An 18,444-nucleotide genomic window follows, 5' to 3' on the forward strand; every position below is an offset into this window, starting at 1 on the left:
GCGCCATCCGCTTCCACGCCGCGTCGCTCAATACCAAACGGTCCATCACACCCAAGACGGCCTCCCCAAAAGCAGCCTTGAATCTGATTTGCTCCTAAAAGGGAATCCTTAGAGTCCACACCACCTAGAGCATGATCCGGAAAAGTGCGCAGCGGTTTTCCCCGCGAGAAACGCGAAGCGTTTGCGCGGAGATCATGCTCCAAAGAAAATCAGAACAAGCTGCCCTGATCGATCGGCTTGGTAACGCGCTTCGGCGCCGCCGGCTTTGCCTCGCGCTGAGCTTTCGGCTGGCTCTCGGGCGTCGCCGTCGCCGCGGGCTGATCGGCATTCGTGGTGGCAGCGACGCGGCCGTCGGCGAACTCGATCGACAGGCTCGCGTTCGGGCCGACTGCGGCGGCGGAATGCAGTGCATGTCCGTGCTCGTCGCGCACCAGCGCAAAGCCGCGCGCCAGCACGCCGCGATAGGACAGCGCCGACAGCAGCTGGCTGCGATGGGCGACACGCGCCTCGAGCCGCTGCAGTGTCGTCAGCAGCGCGCGGCGGGCGCGCTCGGCGAGGCGGTGGGTGCGCTCCAGATCACGAGCGATCGCATTGCGCTGCGCCTTGGCGTTGGCAAGCTTGGAGGCCTTGAGGCGGATCTCGAGCCCGCTGAACCGCTCACGGCGGCGATGCAGTAGTGCGCGCGCCGACAGCGTGATGCGCTCGCCGGATGCGGTCAGCCGCTGCCTTGCGTGCGCGACCTGGCCGCGCAGCACGCCGATGGTGAGGCGCGAACTGCTCGCGGCGAAGCGGCGGAAATGGGCGTGCGAATTGGCCTTCAACCCGCGCGGCAGCCCTGCTGCAAGATGGTCGAGCCGCTGCCGCGGGATCGCCAGCAATTCGTTCGCCGCCGGCAGCGCGCGCGCCGCGGCGCGCAGCTCGGTGCGGCGGGCCTCCTGGGCACGCTGCCAGCACACCATGGTGCGGCGGGCGAGCCCCTGGACTTCGACGAACAGCTCGCTCCGCACCGGCACCGCCATTTCGGCAGCGGCAGTCGGCGTCGGCGCGCGCTTGTCGGCGACGAAGTCGATCAGGGTGATGTCGGTCTCGTGGCCGACCGCCGAGATCAGCGGGATATGGCTCTCGGATGCGGCGCGGACCACGATCTCCTCGTTGAAGGACCACAGGTCCTCCAGCGAGCCGCCGCCGCGCGCGACGATCAAGAGATCCGGCCGCGGAATCCGGCCGCCCTCCGGCAGCGCGTTGAAGCCGCGGATCGCGGCCGCGACCTGCTCGGCCGAGCCTTCGCCCTGCACCTTGACCGGCCAGACCAGCACGCGGCGGGGGAAGCGGTCCTCCAGCCGATGCAGGATGTCGCGGATCACCGCCCCGGTCGGCGACGTCACGACGCCGATCACCTCGGGCAGCCAGGGCAGCAACTGCTTGCGGGCCTCGTCGAACAGGCCCTCGGCCGCGAGCTTCTTCTTGCGCTCCTCCATCAGCGCCATCAGCGCGCCGACGCCGGCCGGCTCCAGCGAATCGATGACGATCTGGTATTTGGACGAGTTCGGATAGGTGGTCAGCTTGCCGGTGGCGATGACCTCGAGGCCCTCCTGCGGCTTGAAGCGCATCCGGGCATGGGCGAATTTCCAGATCACCGCCTCGATCTTGGCGCTCTCGTCCTTCAGCGCGAAATAGCAGTGGCCGGAGGAGTGTGGGCCGCGAAAGCCGGAGATCTCGCCGCGGACGCGGACATGGCCGAACCGGTCCTCCACCGTCCGCTTCAGGGCGGACGAGAGTTCCGAGACGGTGAATTCAGGCGCGTTGACGAGGCTAGGCGCGGCAGCAGTCATTTGCAGGTGATTCGGCTGTTTGTGAGCTTCAGCGCAACGTAGGGACTTTTGCCCGCCATCGCCAATGCGCGGGGTTGTTTGTCCATATACTCTGTGATATAGAGTTCTCTGTATCGTGGTGATGGCGACCTGGTTGGAGGGGCTGACCGATGATCCCGCAGGTGACGTTGGCAAGTTTGGTCCATTCCGCGGCAGGGGCGGTCCACGCCGTCGTGGCTGTCCTGTGCATCGGTGTCGGGCTGATCCAGTTCCTGCGCCCAAAGCGCGGCGCGGGTCATCGGGCGCGCGGCTATTTCTACGTCTATGCCATGCTGGTCGCTGACGGGACCGCGATGCTGGTCTACCGGTTCACCGGCGCTCTCAACCTGTTCCATGTCGGCGCGATCGTGAACTTCGCCTGCATCGTGGCGGCGATTGTTCCGCTGCTGCGTAGCCCGCGGCCAGTGAACTGGCGGCTGAAGCACTACTATTTCATCTCCTGGTCCTACGCGTCGCTGACGTCGGCGGCGGCAACGGAAATCGTGGTGCGTCTGCTGCCGCCGATGACGCGTGGGCAAATTGGGCTCGTGGCATTGGCGCTCTCGATCGCAACCATGACGATTGCATACGTCTTGATCGGGCGATATCGCCCGCCGGCGGAGCCGCCGCCGGTGTCCGCCAAGCTGGCCGAGCAGGGTGGGGCATCGATATGATCGACAGCCAGCAGGCCAGTGCGGCGCTGGATGACATCAACGACGTCGTCCGGCGCGTCCGCCAGTCGCGGATCTATCAGACCGCCAGTCTCATCATCATCATGTGGGGCTTGTTGGTCTTCCTGGGCTACATCGCCAACTACACATGGCCCCCTCTGGGTTATGCGATCTGGATCGTGACCGATCTCGTCGGAATCGCAGGCTCTATTGGAATTGCTGCGTTCAGCGGTGTCGGTCCGGGGGCGGGCGCCTTCGCCATCCGATTGCTGATGGCGTTCGTGCTGTTCATCGCATTCGGCATTTTCTGCTCGGTGGTGCTGGGCCATTTCGGACCGCGCCAGATGCTCGTGTTCTGGCCGATCTTCACGATGCTGTTCTACGCGCTTGCCGGCCTGTGGTTCGGCTATGCCTTCATCGTGATCGCGCTCGGCACCAGCGCGCTGATCGTGATCGGCTATTTCTACGCCGGTCCGGCACTGCTGCTGTGGATGGCGGTGGTGCATGGCGGCGGCCTGGTCGTGGGCGGCCTCTGGATGCGCCGGATCTGACGCGATGGCGGAACTCGACGAGATCATTCACCAGCCGCTGCGGCTGCGGATCATGGCGGCGCTCAACGCGCTGCCGGTTTCGACCGGCCTCGAATTCGCGCGGCTGAAGAAGCTGACGGGCGCCACCGACGGCAATCTCGGCGCCCATATCGAGACTTTGGCAAAGGCCGGCTATGTCGCGGTCGACAAGGCCTTCGTCGGCAAGAAGCCGCAGACCACGGTGACCGCCACCGCGGCCGGCCGAGGCGCCTTCGCTCGCCATGTCGCGACGCTGCAGCAGATCATCGCCGGCAAGCAGCCGTGAGCCGGAATGACGGGGGAATCGGCCCCATCGCCCCTTGCAGGCCGGCGGGGATTCGTGCGACCGACACAGCTCTTGCACCCTTTTGAGCCTGTATCTGATGAACATCCTCCTGCTCGGTTCCGGCGGCCGCGAACATGCGCTGGCTTGGAAGATCGCCGCGTCCCCGCTGGTGACGAAACTCTGGTGCGCGCCGGGCAACGCCGGGATCGCGCGCGAGGCCGAATGCATCGGGCTCGCTGTCGCCGACCATGCCGCGGTGGTCGAGTTCTGCCGGCGCAACGCGGTCGATCTGGTGGTGGTCGGCCCGGAGACGCCGCTGGCCGCCGGGATCGTCGATGACCTCGACGCTGTCGGCATCAAGGCGTTCGGGCCGAGCAAGCAGGCTGCGCAGCTCGAGGGTTCGAAGGGCTTCACGAAGGACCTCTGCAGCGAGTTCGACATTCCGACCGGCGCCTATCGCCGCTTCGACAATGCAAAGGACGCGACCGCCTACGTCCGCGCCCAGGGCGCGCCGATCGTGGTCAAGGCTGACGGGCTTGCCGCCGGCAAGGGCGTCGTGGTGGCGCAGACGCTGCCTGAGGCTGAAGCCGCGATCGCGATGATGTTCGAGGGCGCCTTCGGCTCGGCCGGCGCCGAGGTCGTGATCGAGGAATTCCTCTCGGGCCGCGAGATCAGCTTCTTCGCGCTCTGCGACGGCGAGACTGCGATCCCGCTGGCTACCGCGCAGGACCACAAGCGGGTGTTCGATCACGACAAGGGGCCGAACACCGGCGGCATGGGCGCCTATTCGCCGACGCCGTTCGTGACGCCTGAAATCCACGACCAGATCATGGCGCGGATCATCCTGCCGACGGTGGCCGGAATGAAGAGCCGCGGCACGCCGTTCAAGGGCGTGCTCTATGCCGGTGTGATGCTGACCGCGCAGGGCCCAAAGCTGTTCGAATACAATGTCCGCTTCGGCGATCCCGAGTGCCAGGTGATGATGCTGCGGATGATGTCGGACATCGTGCCGGCGCTGCTCGCCTCGATCGACGGGCAGTTGAAGAACTTTGATCTCCGCTGGTATCCGGACCCGGCGCTGACCGTGGTGATGGCGGCCAAGGGCTATCCCGGCGACTACATCAAGGGGACGCGGATCGACGGCCTCGATGATGCCGCCAAGGTCGAGGGCGTCGAGATCTTCCACGCCGGCACGGTGGCGAAGGATGGCGCAATCCTTGCCAACGGAGGTCGCGTGCTGAACGTCTGCGCAATGGGCAAGACGGTTACCGAAGCGCGCGACCGCGCCTATCAGGCGGTCGATCGCATCAAATGGCCCGACGGCTTCTGCCGCCGCGACATCGCCTGGCAGGCGGTGGAGGCGGAGCAGGCGAAGGGATAGCTCTTTCCACCGTCATTGCGAGGAGCCAACGGGTCGCGCGAACGCGCGCCCGATGACAAGCTCCGCGACGAAGCAATCCATCTATCCCCGTTCGGAGAAGTGGATTGCTTCGCTTCGCTCGCAATGACGATTAGCTACAGCAAATCCCCGCCCGCCGCGCTCGCCGTGGTGCCGTGCTCGCGGAACGCCTTGATGACGTTCTTGCCGATCTTCCACTTGTGCACTTCATCCGGGCCGTCGACCAGCCGCTGCGAGCGCACCTGGGTGTACCATTTCGCCAGCGGCGTATCCTGGCTGAAGCCGAGCGCGCCGTGGAGCTGGATCGCGGTGTCGATCACCTTGTGCACCATGTGGGCGTGGAAGATCTTGGCGATCGAGTTCTCCTGGCGGATGTCGAGGCCCTTCTCCGCCTTGTAGGCGATGTGCAGCAGCATCAGCCGGCCGATATAGAGCTCGCTGGCGCAGTCGGCGAGCATGAACTGCACCGCTTGCCGGTCGGCCAGCAACTGGCCGAAGGTCGAGCGCTTGGTGACGTGGGCTGCCGCCATGTCGAGCGCGCGCTGCGCCTTGGCGACGTTGTGCATGCCGTGGCGCAGCCGGCCGTAGGCGAGGCGATGCTGGCCCATGTTGAAGCCGTTGCCCTCGCCGCCGAGCAGATTGTCGGCGGGCACCTTCAGATCCTTGATCTCGATCTCGGAGTGGCCGCCGTGGATCACGTCGTCATGCGGGCCTTCGATCGCCATGTTGGCGACGTTGCGCTTGATGCGGTAGCCGGGGTTGGGCAGCTCGACGATGAAGGTCGAGTATTGCTTGTGGCGCGGGGCGTTCGGATCGGTCTTCGCCATGACCAGTGCCATGTCGGCGACGCTCGCCGACGAGGAGAACCATTTCTCGCCGTTGAGGATGTAGTTCTCGTTGCCGTCCTTCACCGCCGTGGTCTGCATGCCGGTGGCGTCGGCGCCGGCGGCCTTCTCCGTCATCGAGAAGCAGATCCGCTTCTCGCCGTTCAGCAGGGGCTTGAGGAATTTCTCCTTCTGGTACTCGGTGCCGTGCGCCAGGATCGTCATCATCGAGGCGTCGTCCGGCCCCTGCGTGTTCATCGACAGCGCGCCGAGCATGCTCTCGCCGAGCTCCATCTGCACCAGCGCATTGGCGAGCGGGCCGAGGCCCATACCGCCATACTCCTTCGGCACGAAGGGACACCACAGGCCCTGCGCGCGGGCCTTCTTCCGCAGCGGTGCCAGCACCTCGGCAAGCGGCTTGGTGTCGAGTTCCTTTTCCGCCGGAATGCACTCGTCGTGCACGAACTTGCGCACCTTCTCGCGGATCGCCTTGGCCTCGGCAGGAATCTCGAAATCGATCGACATGGCACTTCCTCGTTTCGTGTTGTTGTTGGCAGGACCTCAGGATGGCATAAACCAGCCCAGCGGCAACGCCGAACAAAGTTTGAAGCACGGCGCACGCGACCGGGAGGAGCCTTCGATGCCTGATCTCGCTGACCTTTTTCCCGGCTATGAATCCAAATGGATCAACACCTCGCAGGGCCGCATCTTCGCCCGCGTCGGCGGCAAGGGCCCGCCCTTGCTGCTGCTGCACGGCTTCTCGTCGACGCATGTGATGTGGCATACGGTTGCGCCGAAACTCGACGACAAGTTCACGCTGATCATCGCCGACCTGCCGGGCTACGGCTGGTCCGACATGCCCGACAGCGACAAGGACCATACGCCCTACACCAAGCGAGCCTGGGCGAAGACCATGGTCGAGGCGATGGAGCAGCTCGGCCATGTGCATTTCGCGCTCGCCGGTCACGATCGCGGCGGCCGGGTGTCGTATCGGCTCGCGCTCGATCATCCCGGCCGGCTGTCGAGGCTCGCGGTGCTCGATATCGCGCCGACTTATGACTACTGGCAGAAGCTCAATCGGCTCTCGGCGCTGAAGATCTACCACTGGGCCTTCCTGGCGCAGCCCTATCCGCTGCCGGAGACGCTGATCTCCAATAATGGCGAATTCTTCCTCAAGGAGAAGATGGCGAGCCAGACCCGGACCAAGACGCTGGAGGCGATCGATCCGCGCGCGCTCGCGCATTACCTGGCGCCGTTCCGCGATCCCGCACGCATCCACGCGATGTGCGAGGACTACCGCGCCGGCGCCTATGCCGATTATGAGATCGACAAGGCCGATGTCGACGCCGGCAAGAAGATCACGATCCCGATGCTGGCGCTGTGGGGCGATGCCGGCGTTGCCAGCGCCGCAACGACTCCGCTCGACACCTGGAAGAATTGGGCCACCAATGTCAGCGGCGCGCCGGTGCCGTCGGGGCATTTCCTGCCCGAGGAGGCTCCGGATGCGACGGCGAAGCTGCTGCGGGAGTTTTTCCTGGCGGGGTAGCTGAACCCAGCCCCGTCATCCCCGCGCAAAGGCGGAGCCTTTGCGCGGGGATGACGGATTAGCATCTTACATGCTGAGAGGTGTGTAGCCCGGATGCAGCGAAGCGAAATCCGGGGAGGTTTCCACGGATGCTTGATCCCGGATTGCGCGGCGCTTCATCCGGGCTACGGATTCGTCAGCGCCGTTCTCTGAAGAACTCCCGCAACAGGCGCGCCGCCTCGCTCTCCCCCACCGCGCCGTAGATCTCCGGCACGTGGTGACAGGTCGGCTGTGCGAAGAACCGCACGCCGGACTCGACCGCGCCGCCCTTGGGGTCGGCGGCGCCGTAATACAGCCGGCGGATGCGGGCAAAGGAAATCGCGCCGGCGCACATGGTGCAGGGCTCCAGCGTGACGTAGAGGTCGCAATCGACCAGCCGTTCGGTACCGATGGCCTCTGCGGCCTGCCGGATCGCCAGGATTTCGGCGTGCGCAGTGGGGTCGCGGTCGGTCAGGGTGCGGTTGCCGGCGGTGGCGATCACCTCGTAGCCCCGCACAATGACGCATCCGATCGGAACTTCGCCAGCTTTTCCGGCATTTTCGGCGGTTTTCAGCGCCAAATCCATGAAAGAAGGGGCTGTCATGCCTCGTATCATCGGAAGAAACCTGCTAGTAGCTTCGCCTTCAGCAAAAGTGGATGCCGGTTTTGCGTCAAGCGCGCTGCCAAGAGGGCGCGTACGACCGGTTGGCCCTTGCACCCCAATTGAACGCCCAGGCGAGAACATTCATGCCCCGCGATAGCGACAAACACAACGATTCCCGCGGCCGGCGGCCCGGCGGTGGCCAGGGTCGGGCCGGCGGCGGCAAGGGCCGCTCCGGCGCAGCTCGCGGACCGGACAAGAAGTTCGCCAAGCGCGGTTTCGGCGGCAAGGACTTTGCCGGCAAGGGCGATGGCGAGAAGCGTCCGTATCGCGGTGATCGCGAAGACCGCCCGCCGCGCCGCGATTTCGGCGACAAGCCCAGGTTCAGCCGCGACGGCGACCGTCCCCGCGGAGATCGACCGTTACGTGACCGTCCGCCACGCGACGGCGATGGCGAGAAGCGCACCTTCAAGCCGCGCGGCGACCGGCCGAGATTTGACCGTGACGGCGATGGCGAAAAGCGTTCGTTCAAGCCGCGCGGTGACCGCCCGAACTTTAGTCGCGATGACCGCGGGCCGCGCCGCGATCGCGACGACGCCCGCCCGGCCGGTCGGTCGTCCGACCGCAAGTTCGGCGATCGGAAACCCTACGCGCCGCGCGAGCGTGATGGCGAGAAGCGTCCCTATACACCGCGTGGTGAGCGATCGTTCGGCGACCGCCCTTCGCGCGACGGCGATCGGCCCGCGCGGAAATTCGGCGGCGACAGCAAGTTCAAGCGCGATGGCGACCGCGGCCCGCGCAAGGACTTTGGCGATCGTCCGCCGCGCGGCGAATCCAAGCCGTGGCAGAAGCGCGAGGGCGGCTCCGATCGTCCGGAGCGCGGTTCGCGTCCGTTCCGCGACGGTCCGCGCAATTTCGACAAGCCGCGTTACGACAGGTCGCGCGATGACCGCGGCGGCGACGAACGTCCGCGGTTCCCCCGGTCCCGCGACGATCGTGAGCAGGGCGATCGTCCGAAGTTCAGCCGACCGCGCTGGGATCGCAATGAGGAAGATGGCGGCCGCGAGAGCCGTCGTCGCGAGCGCCCCGAAGGCCGCACCGACTGGCAGGAGCATCCGCGCAGCGAGGGTCGTTTCGGCGATCGGCCGCGCCGCGACAATGAGGACGACAGCAAGGTGTTTGCGAAGCGCCCGGCCTTCGGGGGCCGCGGCGCCTATCGCGAGCGCTCCACCGACGATCGCCGCGAGCGTCCCGAGCCGAAGCCGAAGAAGTCAGGTGAGCGGATCGCCAAGGTGCTGGCGCGCGCCGGTCTCGCCTCGCGCCGCGATGCCGAGGAGATCGTCACGCAGGGGCGCGTCACCGTCAACGGACGCGTGATCAACTCGCCGGCGCTCGATATCACCGACAATGATGTCGTGGCGGTCGACGGCAAGCCGTTGCCGCCGCGCGAGCGGACCCGGCTGTTCATGTATCACAAGCCGCGCGGGCTGATGACGACGCATGCCGATCCCGAGGGGCGGCCGACCGTGTTCGACAATCTGCCCGAGGGCCTGCCGCGGCTGATCTCGATCGGCCGGCTCGATTTCAACACCGAAGGCCTGTTGCTGCTGACCAATGACGGCGGGCTGGCGCGGACGCTGGAGCATCCCGACACCGGATGGCTGCGTCGCTACCGCGTGCGCGCGCATGGCGAGGTCACGCAGGCTCAGCTCGACCAGCTCAAGGACGGCGTCGAGGTCGACGGCGTCAAGTACGGGCCGATCGAGGCGACACTGGAGCGCGACCAGAGCTCCAACGTCTGGGTGGTGTTCGCGATCCGCGAGGGCAAGAACCGCGAGGTGCGCAACGTGATGGCGCATCTTGGGCTCGAGGTGAACCGGCTGATCCGGATCTCCTACGGCCCGTTCCAGCTCGGCGAGCTCGAGGAGGGCAAGGTCGAGGAGGTCAAGACGCGGGTGCTGCGCGAGCAGCTCGGCGAGAAGGTCGCCAAGATCGCAGGCGCGGACTTCACACGGCCTGAGCAGCGTGACGATGGCGACGCGCCGCCCAGAAAGCCGGCCGCAAAGCGGGCGGTGATCAACGATCGCAAGGGCCGCCGCGTGCTGGTGCAGCGTACCGGCAGCGAGGAAGCCCGCGCCCGCAACGAGGACGAGGCCAATGGCTACGGCCCGCCGCGCCGCCCCAAGCGCGGCTATCACGGCAAGCGCGATCTCAAGCCGCAGGACGAGTAACGGTCGATGCGTGTCGTCGGGGGCAGGCTGAAGGGCCGCAATCTCGCTTCGCCCTCGGGCCGCGAGATCCGTCCGACCGCGGACCGCCTGCGCGAGTCCGTGTTCAACATCCTGATCCACGCCTACGACAATCCGATCGAGGACGCCCGCGTGCTCGATCTTTTTGCCGGCACCGGCGCGCTCGGTATCGAGGCCGCCTCGCGCGGCGCGAAATTCACGCTGTTCGTCGACAACGGCGCCGAGGCGAGGGCGCTGCTGCGCAACAATGTCGAATCGCTCGGCCTCGGCGGGACCACCAAGGTCTATCGCCGCGATGCCACCGATCTCGGACCGGCGCATCCGGTCGAGCCGTTCTCGTTGGTGTTTCTCGATCCGCCCTATGGCAAGGGACTTGCCGAGAAGGCACTCGCCTCGCTGCGCGACGGCGGCTGGCTGACGCCGGGCGCGTTGCTCGTGGTGGAAGAGGCAAAGGCCGCTTCGTTCGTGGCGTCCGAAGGCTTCGAGGAACTCGAGCGACGGGCGTATGACGATACGGAATTCGTGTTCCTTCGCGGAAAAGTGTAGGGCGGACCGGCGTTCGCCTACCTTATGCTGGGCGACGGACGGAGCCTGTGATCGGGGCGCGCGACGCGCAGACACGTTCGGCTAATCCACCATACGACCGATTCATCGTCGCGTTTCGGGGGCGAACCATGGCCGATACTCTTGCCGAGCTCGCGGGTCAGCTTGAGAAGCGTGTCAAGGACCTGCGCGGCGGGCGCGATGACGCGGCGCTGCTTGCGGCTGCGCGCGATGCTGCCGATCAGATCGAGCGCCGTCGCGGCGCGCTGGATGGCGACGCGCACGAAGCGCTCCAGATGGTTCAGCGGATGACGTTCAATGCCGCGGCCGATTGCTGGCCGGGCTGGAGCGTTTCGGACAAGCCGATCAAGTCAGATATTCTGCTGGCGGCGCGCGACCTCGCAGAGCGTTCACTCGAACTCGTGCAGGAGCTGGGGTTCGGACCATTGCGGCTGGGAACGGGCGCCTGGCTGGTGGGTGCCTTCGATCTGGCGCTAGGTCGACATCTCGAGGCGATCGATATCTTTCGTGGTGCGCGTCAGAACTATGTCGACGCGAGCGCCCCCGGCCTGGTGCTGCTGACGGACGGCTATGTCGCGATCGCGCGGCAATTGGCCGGGGATCAGGCCAGTGGTGAAGATCTTGATCAGGTTTGCAAGCGGATCGCGGCAGGCGGGTTCGAGCACGGCGATGATTGGATCGCGCAGTTGCGCACGGCGCTTGAGGTGTTCACCGGCAAGAATTCGTAGGATGCTCTGATCTGTCGTCCCTGCGAAAGCAGCTTCGGAGGGCGTAGCGTTGTCGCTTGTTATGCTGTCATCACCCGCGCATGCGGGTGATCCAGTACGCCGAGGCCTCTCGACTGATCACAACAGCCGCGGCGTACTGGATCGCCCGGTCGAGCCGGGCGACGACAGCTGAGTATGCAGACTTATCTCCGCCCGAACAGCTTCTCGATATCGGATAGCTTCAACTCGACATAGGTCGGCCGGCCGTGGTTGCACTGGCCGGAGTTCGGCGTGTCTTCCATCTCGCGCAGCAGCGCGTTCATCTCTTCCGGTTTGAGGCGTCTCCCGGCGCGGACCGAGCCGTGGCAGGCCATGGTGGCGGCGACATGCATCAGCCGGCGCTCCAGCGGCAGCGCCTCGTCCCATTCAGCCATGTGCTCGGCGAGCTCGCGTAACAGACCGGCCGCGTTGGCCTTGCCGAGCAGCGAGGGCGTCTCGCGCACGGCGACCGCGCCGGGTCCGAAGGATTCGATCGCGAGCCCGAACGAGGCCAGCTCCTCGGCGCGATCGAGCAGCTTCTCGACGGTCGCTTCATCGAGCTCGACGATCTCGGGGATCAACAGGATCTGCCGCTGCACGCCGTTCTTCGTCAGCGAGGCCTTCAGCTTCTCATAGACGATGCGCTCATGCGCCGCGTGCTGGTCGACCACGATGAGGCCGTCGCGGGTCTGCGACACGATGTAGGTCTCGTGGATCTGGGTGCGCGCGGCGCCCAGCGGCCGGTCGAGCATGTCGGGCGCGGGTGCGGTCTCGAAGCGCACATCGGCGGTCGGCGCGCCGACGTCGAAGGCGGCCTGTCCGGGCTCGGCGAAGGCGGGCGCCGCCGCGCCATCGAACGAACGCGTCGGATTGACCGGATAGGACGGCGAGCCGCGCCAGTCCCAATTGCTCGGGCGCGGCGGCGTGAAGGCCGGGCGGAACGCCGAGAGCGCGGCGCCGTCGGCGGTGTTGGCCGCGGTGCGCCTGCCTTCGCGCGCAAGGCCCTCCTTCAGGGCGTGCACGATCAGCGCGCGCACCAGGCCGGCATTGCGGAAGCGCACCTCGGTCTTGGCCGGATGCACATTGGCATCGACCTCTTGCGGGTCGCAGGTCACGAACAGCGCCACCACGGGATGGCGGTCGCGCGGCAGATAATCGGAATAGGCCGCGCGCACGGCGCCGAGGATCAGCTTGTCGCGCACCGGGCGGCCGTTGACGAACAGATATTGTCCGAGCGCATTGGCGCGGGTCAACGACGGCGCGGCGGCAAAGCCCTCGACCACGACGCCTTCGCGCTCGGCGCGCACCTCGATCGCGCTGGCGCGAAAGTCCGCGCCAAGGATGTCGCCGAGCCGCGTCAGCCGTCCGGCCGCGCCGGGAAGTGCTGCGGCCCAGGTGACCGGCGCGCGCTCTTCGCCCGCCAGCGTGAAGGCGATGTCGGGGCGCGCCATGCCGAGGCGGCGCACCACTTCGCGGATCGCTTCCGCCTCGGTGCGGTCGGTCTTGAGGAATTTCAGCCGCGCCGGCGTTGCGTAGAACAGTTCGTTGACCTCGACGCGGGTGCCCTGGCCGAGCGCGGCCGGCATGACCTCCGACTTCTCGCCGCCCTCGACCGACAGCGACCAAGCATGCGGCTCGCCGGCATGGCGCGTGGTGATGCCGAGCTTGGCGACCGCGCCGATCGACGGCAGCGCCTCGCCGCGGAACCCGAGCGTGCGGATGCGCAGCAGGTCTTCATCGTCGAGCTTGGAGGTGGCGTGGCGGTCGACCGCGAGCGCAAGGTCTGATCGTGTCATGCCGCCGCCGTCGTCGGTGATGCCGATCCGGCGCCGCCCGCCGCCATCGGTGAAAACGTCGATCCGGCTCGCGCCGGCGTCGATCGCGTTCTCGACCAGTTCCTTGACGACGCTCGCAGGGCGTTCGACCACTTCGCCGGCGGCGATGCGGTTGACGAGCTGTTCGGGGAGCTGGCGGACGGGCATGGATTGCGCGATCGGACGGAGATTCGAGGGTCGGCGCCATTCTAGTCGGCTCGTCGGCCAAATGCATGGGGCGGTCCGCGAATAGCTGCCTTTAGCTGGGGACGGAGCCGCCCTATCGCCTTGAAGATACTCACCTTCGCGTGTGCGCCCGCTACGCCCTACGTGGCGATTGTGACGCCGCATGCGGGGGTATATCGTTTAGAAAAATTATAATCCGATCGGGAGGATAGCCATGTGCCATTTGTTCTCGCACCAGCCGCAGCGCAATTATGAGTCGCAGACCCGGTCGCTGCGGATCGGTGGTCATTGCACCTCGATCCGGCTGGAAATGTCGTTCTGGGACACGCTGGAGGAGATCGCGGCCAAGGAGGGGATGAGCGTCGCGAAGTTCGTTACCACGCTGTATGGCGAAGTGCTCGACCATCATGGCGAGGTCAATAATTTCGCATCGCTGCTGCGGTGCTGCTGCCTGATCTATCGCTCGCAGAGCGTTGCGGCGGTGCCCGCATTCCAGGGCCAGCCCATTTTGGACGCCGCCGAATAGGTCTTCGGATTCATCGCGCAGAAAACAACGGCCTTGTCCTGGGTAGGACAAGGCCGTTTGAGTTGCGAGGGAACTCAGGCTTCGGTTCTGATCGAGATCAGGGCCGAAGCTCGCCTTTCGGTGTGCTAGATCTCCTTGCGCTGCATCGCGCCTGCGATGGTGTCGGCCTGCCGGATCGCCAGCGACACGATGGTCAGTGTCGGGTTGCAGGCGGCTCCGCTCGTGAATTGGCTGCCGTCGGAGACGAACAGGTTCTTGATGTCGTGGCTCTGGCCGAACTTGTTGACCACGCCGTCGCGCGGCTTCTCGCTCATCCGGTTGGTGCCCATGTTGTGGGTCGAGGGATAGGGCGGCGTCGGATAGGTCACGGTGGCGCCGACCGCCTCATACACCGCGGCGCCCTGCTTGTAGGCGTGATCGCGCATCGCGACGTCGTTCGGATGGTCGTCGAAATGCACGCTGGCGACCGGCATCCCGAACTTGTCCTTCTCTTTCGGGTCCAGCGTGATCCGGTTGGTCTCCTGCGGCAGGTCCTCACCGACCAGCCACATGCCGGCCATCCGCGGATAACCTTCCATCGCGCTGGTGAAGCTGCGGCCCCAGGCGCCGGGATTGAGGAATGCCGCCATGAAAGGCAGGCCGAGCGACAGCGTCTCCATCTCGTAGCCGCCGACGAAGCCGCGCTTCGGATCGTTCTTCGCTTCGTCGCGGATGATGCCGGCCATCGTGGTGCCGCGATACATGTGCACCGATTTCTCGAACGTCGCATACACGCTGCCGGTCATGTGCCGCAAATAGTTGCGACCGACCTGGCCGGATGAGTTGGCAAGGCCATCCGGGAACATGCTCGAGGCGCTGTTGAGCAGCAGCCGCGGGCTCTCGATCGAGTTGCCGGCGACCGCGACGACGCGCGCCTTCTGGCGCTGCATCGCGCCGGTCTCATCCGCGTAGACCACGCCGGTCACCTTGCCGGATTGGTCGTGCTCGATCTTGATCACCATGCTGCCGGGGCGCACCTCGAGATTGCCGGTGGCTTCGCCCTTCGGGATCTCGGTGTAGAGCGTCGACCATTTGGCGCCGGACTTGCAGCCCTGGAAGCAGAAGCCGATCTGCTGGCACGAGCCGCGGCCGTCGCGCGGCTCGCTGTTGATCGCCATCCGCCCGGTGTGCACCTCCTTGTAGCCGAGCTTTTTGGCGCCGGCTTCCAGCACCTTGAAATTGTTGTTGCCGGGAAGTCCGGGGATGCCGTTGGTGCGGGTGACGCCCATCTTGTTCTCGGCCTTGGCGTAATAGGGCTCCATCTCGGCGAGCGTGATCGGCCAGTCCAGCAGGTTGGCGCCGGGGATGTTGCCGTAAGCCGACTTGATCTTGAACTCGTGCTCATCGAAGCGGAGCGAGGCGCCGGCCCAGTGCACGGTGGATCCGCCGACCGCCTTCACGATCCAGGCCGGAATATTGGGGAAGTCCTTGTGGACGCGCCAGCTGCCGGACGTCGTGCGCATGTCCGACCAGGCGAGCTGGCCGAAGCTGTCCCATTCATCGTTGATGAAGTCCTGGTTCTCGATGCGCGGTCCGGCTTCCAGGATCACGACCTTGATGCCCTTCTGCGCCAGTTCATTGCCGAGCGTCCCGCCGCCGGCACCGGAGCCGACGATCACGACAACGCCGCTGTCATTCAGATCGAATTTTGCCATTGTGTCCTCCCGACGTTGTCCGCTTCAAGCCTTGGGCAGCCAGTCGATGTCGGCGAAGCCGCGCTTGATGTAGCCGCCATGCTCGGCGGAGGAGCCCTCGTAGCCGAACCTCGGCCACACCTCCTTGTTGTTGTAGAGCGAGGCGATCAGATCGCCGCGGATCTTCTGGAAGAACGCGCTCCCCTCGATCCGTTGCAGCAGCGCGACGCGATCGTTTTCCCAGGCGACCTGGGCATAGGGCATCTTGTGGCGCTCGTTGGCTTCCTGATCGAGCCGCGCGACGCCGTCATTGATCAGCGATTTGACGGCCGGATCCTTGGCCGCCTTGTCATCCCACGGCTTGACCGCTGATATGTAGTAGCTGTCGCCGAGGAAATCGTGCGGATAGATGTCGCGCGCCATCTTCAACAGCGTCTTCATCGTTGCCGGCGTCAGCGTGCCGGCCTCGTCGGCCCACGCATCGGTGATGCCGAGCCCGGTGGATGTCGCGATCGCGACTGCTGGTGCGGTGACGGCCGCGCCTTTGAGAAAGACACGCCGGTCATATTTGCTGCGTCGATCGATTTCTCTCATTGGTTTCCTCCATAGACATTTTTGTAATTGGATTAACCGAAGCGCCCGCCGCGCTGGATCACCTCGATCTTGTAGCCGTCGGGATCGGAGACGAAGAAGAAGCGCGCCAACGTCTTGCCGTCATGTTTGAAGTCGCGCAGCGGCCCGGGCGACAGTTTCTCCTTCTCGAAGCGAGCGTGCTCGGCATCGACGTCGTCGACCACGACGGCGAGATGGCCATAGCCGTCGCCGAGCGTGTAAGGCTCCTTGCGATCGAAATTGACCGTGAGCTCGACCTCGAAGGGCGAGGAGGGATGGCGCAGATAGATCAGCACGAAATCGGCAAAGCGCAGATTGTCCGCGATCTCGAGGCCGAACGCGCGACGATAGAAGTCGAGCGCCTTGGCCTCGTCGAACACGCGGATCATCGAATGCACGGGTTTCGCCATTCAGTTCAGCTCCTTCAGGTAGGCGATGATCATGGCGCGGGTTTCCGGCTTGGCCTGCCGATAGGCCATCACGGCGCCGGGGATCACCTCTTGCGGATTGGTCAACCAGGCATCCAGCCTGGCGTCGTCCCAGACGAAATCGGTCTTGGCGAAAGCAGCGGAATATTTGAAGCCGTCAGCCTTGCCGGCATGGCGGCCGACGATCTTGTAAAGCGATGGTCCCTGTCGGACCGGATCTGTCGCGTTGGTGGTGTGGCAGGTCGCGCATTGCTGCTTGAACAGCGTCGCCCCATCGGGCGGCTTGGCGGCAGGCAAGGGCATCTGCGCGCTGGCCATTTGCACTGCAAACATCGCGCTGCAAAATCCCAGCGCCCAAAATCCCAGCGCAAACGTCCACCTTGCCGTCCACCCTGCGCGCAGCTTTGTCATATACATCACCGCTTCTGTGCCGTGACTGTAGGGGCCTGAAATCAGCCGTTGGTAGTAGCGGGCTGTTTCACAGCAGAACAAAGATGGGCGGTGATCTGGCGCGGAACCGATGGTTGCCGCATATGCGGACGACAATTTCGCAAAATGACCGCGAAATCCCTGCACGATCACCACACGACGCAGCTTGCATTGCGTGTGCGCCGTTTGCGGAAATTCAGTCTCGCACGATGGGGTTTAGGGTCGGCGCTGCAAACGGCGCACGACCTGCGCCGCTCCTTCCATCGTCAATTAAAGTCCAGGAGAAATGGATGACGTTTGCAAAAACCAGCGTGCTCGCCCTTGCCATCGCGGCCGCGATGGCCGGCCCCGTCCTGGCACAGGGCGCGGCCACACCGAATACCCAGCTTCGCGGCGGTGCAGCGGGCGCCGGGACCACGCAGCAGGGCGGCGGCATGTCCGGTAGCGGCGATGAGGAAATGGCCGCGCAGCCGACTTCGCCGACGCAGAAGAGCGGCACCAGCGCCAAGTCAGGCAGCAAGGGAACGGTCGGCAGCAGCAGCGGCCACGCAACGTCACCGAAATCAGGTGGTTCCGAGATGGCGCCCGCAACCAAGAAGTACTGACGCGCGATGATCGGATCCCGGATGCAGCGCCGCGTGCGCCTGCGTCCGGCGTTCTTTCAAGCATGATCCGGAAAAGTGCGAAGCGGTTTTCCGAAAAGATCATGCTCAAACAAGGGGCTAAAGCGCGATGACGATTCAACCTGATCTCATCGCGCTTTAGTCGTCGAAACGGCGCGTGCCGCGGCCCGCCTTGACGTCGCTGCGGCGCTTCTTGCCTTCGAGCCGGCGCTGCTTGGAGCCGAACGTCGGCTTGGTCGGCCGCCGCGGTGTCGGCCGCACCATCGCTTCCCTCAACATCTCGAGCAGCCGTTCGATCGCGTCGGCGCGATTGCGTTCCTGGGTGCGGAAACGAAACGCCTGGATCACGATCACGCCGTCCTTGGTCATGCGGCTGCCGGCGAGGCGCGCCAGCCGCGGCACAGCGTCCGCCGGCAGCGCGATCTTGTTGGTGTCGAAGCGAAGCTGCGCCGCGGTCGAGACCTTGTTGACGTTCTGTCCGCCCGGACCGGAGGCGCGGACAAAGACGATCTCAATGTCGTTCTCGTCGATCGTAAGGTCGCGGGACACCCGCAGCATGACATCACCCGGAGGGAAGAATCGGCGGCCGCAGAATAGCGGGTTTGTGCCGGGCGTGCTCGGGCGGTGTTGGTGTGGGGCCGTTACGTCATCGGTCGGAGTGTGTGGCTTACCCCTCTCCCCAACCCTCCCCCGCAAGGGGGGAGGGAGCCCATCCGTTTGTGCGTCCCTGACGATCGAAGCGTTGCACCAATCGAAGTATCCGCGCCAGTTGTGACACGCCGTAAGGTGAGCACGCCTCTCAGGCTCCCTCCCCCCTTGCGGGGGAGGGT

19 protein-coding genes are annotated in these 18,444 nt (G+C 65.5%); 10 read left to right on the forward strand and 9 right to left on the reverse strand.

Annotation, left to right across the window (positions count from 1 at the left end):
* Nucleotides 1-209: 209 nt before the first annotated feature.
* Complete coding sequence (gene xseA, locus FNJ47_RS34270) at nucleotides 210-1,832, reverse strand: exodeoxyribonuclease VII large subunit (protein ID WP_163160330.1); 1,623 nt, start codon at nucleotides 1,830-1,832, stop codon at nucleotides 210-212.
* Between the two features lie 149 nt (nucleotides 1,833-1,981).
* On the opposite strand from xseA, the gene FNJ47_RS34275 reads away from it, so the two are divergent.
* The 4 genes from FNJ47_RS34275 to purD all read left to right on the forward strand — a co-directional run bounded on the left by FNJ47_RS34275 (nucleotide 1,982) and on the right by purD (nucleotide 4,757).
* On the forward strand, nucleotides 1,982-2,524 hold the full coding sequence (locus FNJ47_RS34275) for a DUF2306 domain-containing protein (protein WP_163160331.1): 543 nt from the start codon (nucleotides 1,982-1,984) through the stop codon (nucleotides 2,522-2,524).
* Nucleotides 2,521-3,072, forward strand: a complete 552-nt coding sequence (locus FNJ47_RS34280) for a hypothetical protein (protein WP_163160332.1) — start codon at nucleotides 2,521-2,523, stop codon at nucleotides 3,070-3,072. The genes FNJ47_RS34275 and FNJ47_RS34280 overlap by 4 nt, the downstream gene beginning before the upstream one ends.
* Before the next feature lie 4 nt (nucleotides 3,073-3,076).
* Complete coding sequence (locus FNJ47_RS34285; RefSeq protein WP_163160333.1) at nucleotides 3,077-3,376, forward strand: winged helix-turn-helix domain-containing protein; 300 nt, start codon at nucleotides 3,077-3,079, stop codon at nucleotides 3,374-3,376.
* 97 nt (nucleotides 3,377-3,473) lie between these two features.
* Nucleotides 3,474-4,757, forward strand: coding sequence for a phosphoribosylamine--glycine ligase (gene purD / locus FNJ47_RS34290; RefSeq protein WP_163160334.1), 1,284 nt, complete (start codon nucleotides 3,474-3,476; stop codon nucleotides 4,755-4,757).
* A gap of 134 nt (nucleotides 4,758-4,891) precedes the next feature.
* Here the strand turns inward: purD and FNJ47_RS34295 are convergent, their stop codons facing one another.
* Nucleotides 4,892-6,124 (reverse strand): acyl-CoA dehydrogenase family protein, encoded by a 1,233-nt coding sequence (locus tag FNJ47_RS34295; protein WP_097671618.1) that lies wholly within the window; start codon nucleotides 6,122-6,124, stop codon nucleotides 4,892-4,894.
* A 115-nt stretch (nucleotides 6,125-6,239) separates the two neighbouring features.
* On the opposite strand from FNJ47_RS34295, the gene FNJ47_RS34300 reads away from it, so the two are divergent.
* On the forward strand, nucleotides 6,240-7,145 hold the full coding sequence (locus tag FNJ47_RS34300; RefSeq protein ID WP_163160335.1) for an alpha/beta fold hydrolase: 906 nt from the start codon (nucleotides 6,240-6,242) through the stop codon (nucleotides 7,143-7,145).
* Between the two features lie 175 nt (nucleotides 7,146-7,320).
* Here the strand turns inward: FNJ47_RS34300 and FNJ47_RS34305 are convergent, their stop codons facing one another.
* The gene (locus FNJ47_RS34305; RefSeq protein WP_163160336.1) at nucleotides 7,321-7,779 is read right to left on the reverse strand and encodes a nucleoside deaminase; all 459 of its coding nucleotides are present in this window, start codon (nucleotides 7,777-7,779) and stop codon (nucleotides 7,321-7,323) included.
* Between the two features lie 131 nt (nucleotides 7,780-7,910).
* On the opposite strand from FNJ47_RS34305, the gene FNJ47_RS34310 reads away from it, so the two are divergent.
* From FNJ47_RS34310 to FNJ47_RS34320, 3 genes are read left to right on the forward strand one after another with little or no spacing between them, the layout of a single operon-like run.
* Nucleotides 7,911-9,995 (forward strand): pseudouridine synthase, encoded by a 2,085-nt coding sequence (locus tag FNJ47_RS34310; protein ID WP_163160337.1) that lies wholly within the window; start codon nucleotides 7,911-7,913, stop codon nucleotides 9,993-9,995.
* Nucleotides 9,996-10,001: 6 nt separating this feature from the next.
* Complete coding sequence (gene rsmD, locus FNJ47_RS34315) at nucleotides 10,002-10,559, forward strand: 16S rRNA (guanine(966)-N(2))-methyltransferase RsmD (RefSeq protein WP_163160338.1); 558 nt, start codon at nucleotides 10,002-10,004, stop codon at nucleotides 10,557-10,559.
* Between the two features lie 47 nt (nucleotides 10,560-10,606).
* Nucleotides 10,607-11,305, forward strand: coding sequence for a hypothetical protein (locus FNJ47_RS34320; protein WP_163160339.1), 699 nt, complete (start codon nucleotides 10,607-10,609; stop codon nucleotides 11,303-11,305).
* Between the two features lie 182 nt (nucleotides 11,306-11,487).
* Here the strand turns inward: FNJ47_RS34320 and mutL are convergent, their stop codons facing one another.
* Nucleotides 11,488-13,305 (reverse strand): DNA mismatch repair endonuclease MutL, encoded by a 1,818-nt coding sequence (mutL, locus tag FNJ47_RS34325; RefSeq protein ID WP_163160340.1) that lies wholly within the window; start codon nucleotides 13,303-13,305, stop codon nucleotides 11,488-11,490.
* A 232-nt stretch (nucleotides 13,306-13,537) separates the two neighbouring features.
* On the opposite strand from mutL, the gene FNJ47_RS34330 reads away from it, so the two are divergent.
* Nucleotides 13,538-13,849 (forward strand): ribbon-helix-helix domain-containing protein, encoded by a 312-nt coding sequence (locus FNJ47_RS34330; RefSeq protein ID WP_163160341.1) that lies wholly within the window; start codon nucleotides 13,538-13,540, stop codon nucleotides 13,847-13,849.
* 125 nt (nucleotides 13,850-13,974) lie between these two features.
* On the opposite strand, the gene FNJ47_RS34335 is transcribed toward FNJ47_RS34330, so the two are convergent.
* The 4 genes from FNJ47_RS34335 to FNJ47_RS34350 are packed head-to-tail and all read right to left on the reverse strand — an operon-like array spanning nucleotide 13,975 to nucleotide 16,865.
* Entirely contained in the window at nucleotides 13,975-15,543 is a 1,569-nt protein-coding gene (locus FNJ47_RS34335) for a GMC family oxidoreductase (protein WP_163160342.1), read from the reverse strand.
* 24 nt (nucleotides 15,544-15,567) lie between these two features.
* Nucleotides 15,568-16,116: a gluconate 2-dehydrogenase subunit 3 family protein gene (locus tag FNJ47_RS34340; protein WP_163160343.1), complete on the reverse strand. Its 549-nt coding sequence runs from the start codon at nucleotides 16,114-16,116 to the stop codon at nucleotides 15,568-15,570.
* A 32-nt stretch (nucleotides 16,117-16,148) separates the two neighbouring features.
* The gene (locus FNJ47_RS34345; protein WP_163160344.1) at nucleotides 16,149-16,544 is read right to left on the reverse strand and encodes a VOC family protein; all 396 of its coding nucleotides are present in this window, start codon (nucleotides 16,542-16,544) and stop codon (nucleotides 16,149-16,151) included.
* On the reverse strand, nucleotides 16,545-16,865 hold the full coding sequence (locus FNJ47_RS34350) for a c-type cytochrome (protein ID WP_163160347.1): 321 nt from the start codon (nucleotides 16,863-16,865) through the stop codon (nucleotides 16,545-16,547). It lies immediately after the preceding gene.
* 416 nt (nucleotides 16,866-17,281) lie between these two features.
* Between FNJ47_RS34350 and FNJ47_RS34355 the strand changes: the two genes are divergently transcribed.
* Complete coding sequence (locus FNJ47_RS34355) at nucleotides 17,282-17,596, forward strand: hypothetical protein (RefSeq protein WP_163160345.1); 315 nt, start codon at nucleotides 17,282-17,284, stop codon at nucleotides 17,594-17,596.
* 156 nt (nucleotides 17,597-17,752) lie between these two features.
* On the opposite strand, the gene arfB is transcribed toward FNJ47_RS34355, so the two are convergent.
* The gene (gene arfB / locus FNJ47_RS34360) at nucleotides 17,753-18,172 is read right to left on the reverse strand and encodes an alternative ribosome rescue aminoacyl-tRNA hydrolase ArfB (protein WP_163160346.1); all 420 of its coding nucleotides are present in this window, start codon (nucleotides 18,170-18,172) and stop codon (nucleotides 17,753-17,755) included.
* Nucleotides 18,173-18,444 lie beyond the last annotated feature (272 nt).

Origin of the sequence: Bradyrhizobium uaiense, from assembly GCF_010811875.1 — a bacterium.
GTDB lineage: Bacteria > Pseudomonadota > Alphaproteobacteria > Rhizobiales > Xanthobacteraceae > Bradyrhizobium > Bradyrhizobium uaiense.

What these genes read in the sequence shown, in the direction of transcription:
- xseA (WP_163160330.1), bottom strand. Translation starts at nt 1,832, where the DNA reads ATGACTGCTGCCGCGCCTAGCCTCGTCAACGCGCCTGAATTCACCGTC.
- FNJ47_RS34275 (WP_163160331.1), top strand. Translation starts at nt 1,982, where the DNA reads ATGATCCCGCAGGTGACGTTGGCAAGTTTGGTCCATTCCGCGGCAGGG.
- FNJ47_RS34280 (WP_163160332.1), top strand. Translation starts at nt 2,521, where the DNA reads ATGATCGACAGCCAGCAGGCCAGTGCGGCGCTGGATGACATCAACGAC.
- FNJ47_RS34285 (WP_163160333.1), top strand. Translation starts at nt 3,077, where the DNA reads ATGGCGGAACTCGACGAGATCATTCACCAGCCGCTGCGGCTGCGGATC.
- purD (WP_163160334.1), top strand. Translation starts at nt 3,474, where the DNA reads ATGAACATCCTCCTGCTCGGTTCCGGCGGCCGCGAACATGCGCTGGCT.
- FNJ47_RS34295 (WP_097671618.1), bottom strand. Translation starts at nt 6,124, where the DNA reads ATGTCGATCGATTTCGAGATTCCTGCCGAGGCCAAGGCGATCCGCGAG.
- FNJ47_RS34300 (WP_163160335.1), top strand. Translation starts at nt 6,240, where the DNA reads ATGCCTGATCTCGCTGACCTTTTTCCCGGCTATGAATCCAAATGGATC.
- FNJ47_RS34305 (WP_163160336.1), bottom strand. Translation starts at nt 7,779, where the DNA reads ATGATACGAGGCATGACAGCCCCTTCTTTCATGGATTTGGCGCTGAAA.
- FNJ47_RS34310 (WP_163160337.1), top strand. Translation starts at nt 7,911, where the DNA reads ATGCCCCGCGATAGCGACAAACACAACGATTCCCGCGGCCGGCGGCCC.
- rsmD (WP_163160338.1), top strand. Translation starts at nt 10,002, where the DNA reads ATGCGTGTCGTCGGGGGCAGGCTGAAGGGCCGCAATCTCGCTTCGCCC.
- mutL (WP_163160340.1), bottom strand. Translation starts at nt 13,305, where the DNA reads ATGCCCGTCCGCCAGCTCCCCGAACAGCTCGTCAACCGCATCGCCGCC.
- FNJ47_RS34330 (WP_163160341.1), top strand. Translation starts at nt 13,538, where the DNA reads ATGTGCCATTTGTTCTCGCACCAGCCGCAGCGCAATTATGAGTCGCAG.
- FNJ47_RS34335 (WP_163160342.1), bottom strand. Translation starts at nt 15,543, where the DNA reads ATGGCAAAATTCGATCTGAATGACAGCGGCGTTGTCGTGATCGTCGGC.
- FNJ47_RS34340 (WP_163160343.1), bottom strand. Translation starts at nt 16,116, where the DNA reads ATGAGAGAAATCGATCGACGCAGCAAATATGACCGGCGTGTCTTTCTC.
- FNJ47_RS34345 (WP_163160344.1), bottom strand. Translation starts at nt 16,544, where the DNA reads ATGGCGAAACCCGTGCATTCGATGATCCGCGTGTTCGACGAGGCCAAG.
- FNJ47_RS34350 (WP_163160347.1), bottom strand. Translation starts at nt 16,865, where the DNA reads ATGCCCTTGCCTGCCGCCAAGCCGCCCGATGGGGCGACGCTGTTCAAG.
- FNJ47_RS34355 (WP_163160345.1), top strand. Translation starts at nt 17,282, where the DNA reads ATGACGTTTGCAAAAACCAGCGTGCTCGCCCTTGCCATCGCGGCCGCG.
- arfB (WP_163160346.1), bottom strand. Translation starts at nt 18,172, where the DNA reads ATGCTGCGGGTGTCCCGCGACCTTACGATCGACGAGAACGACATTGAG.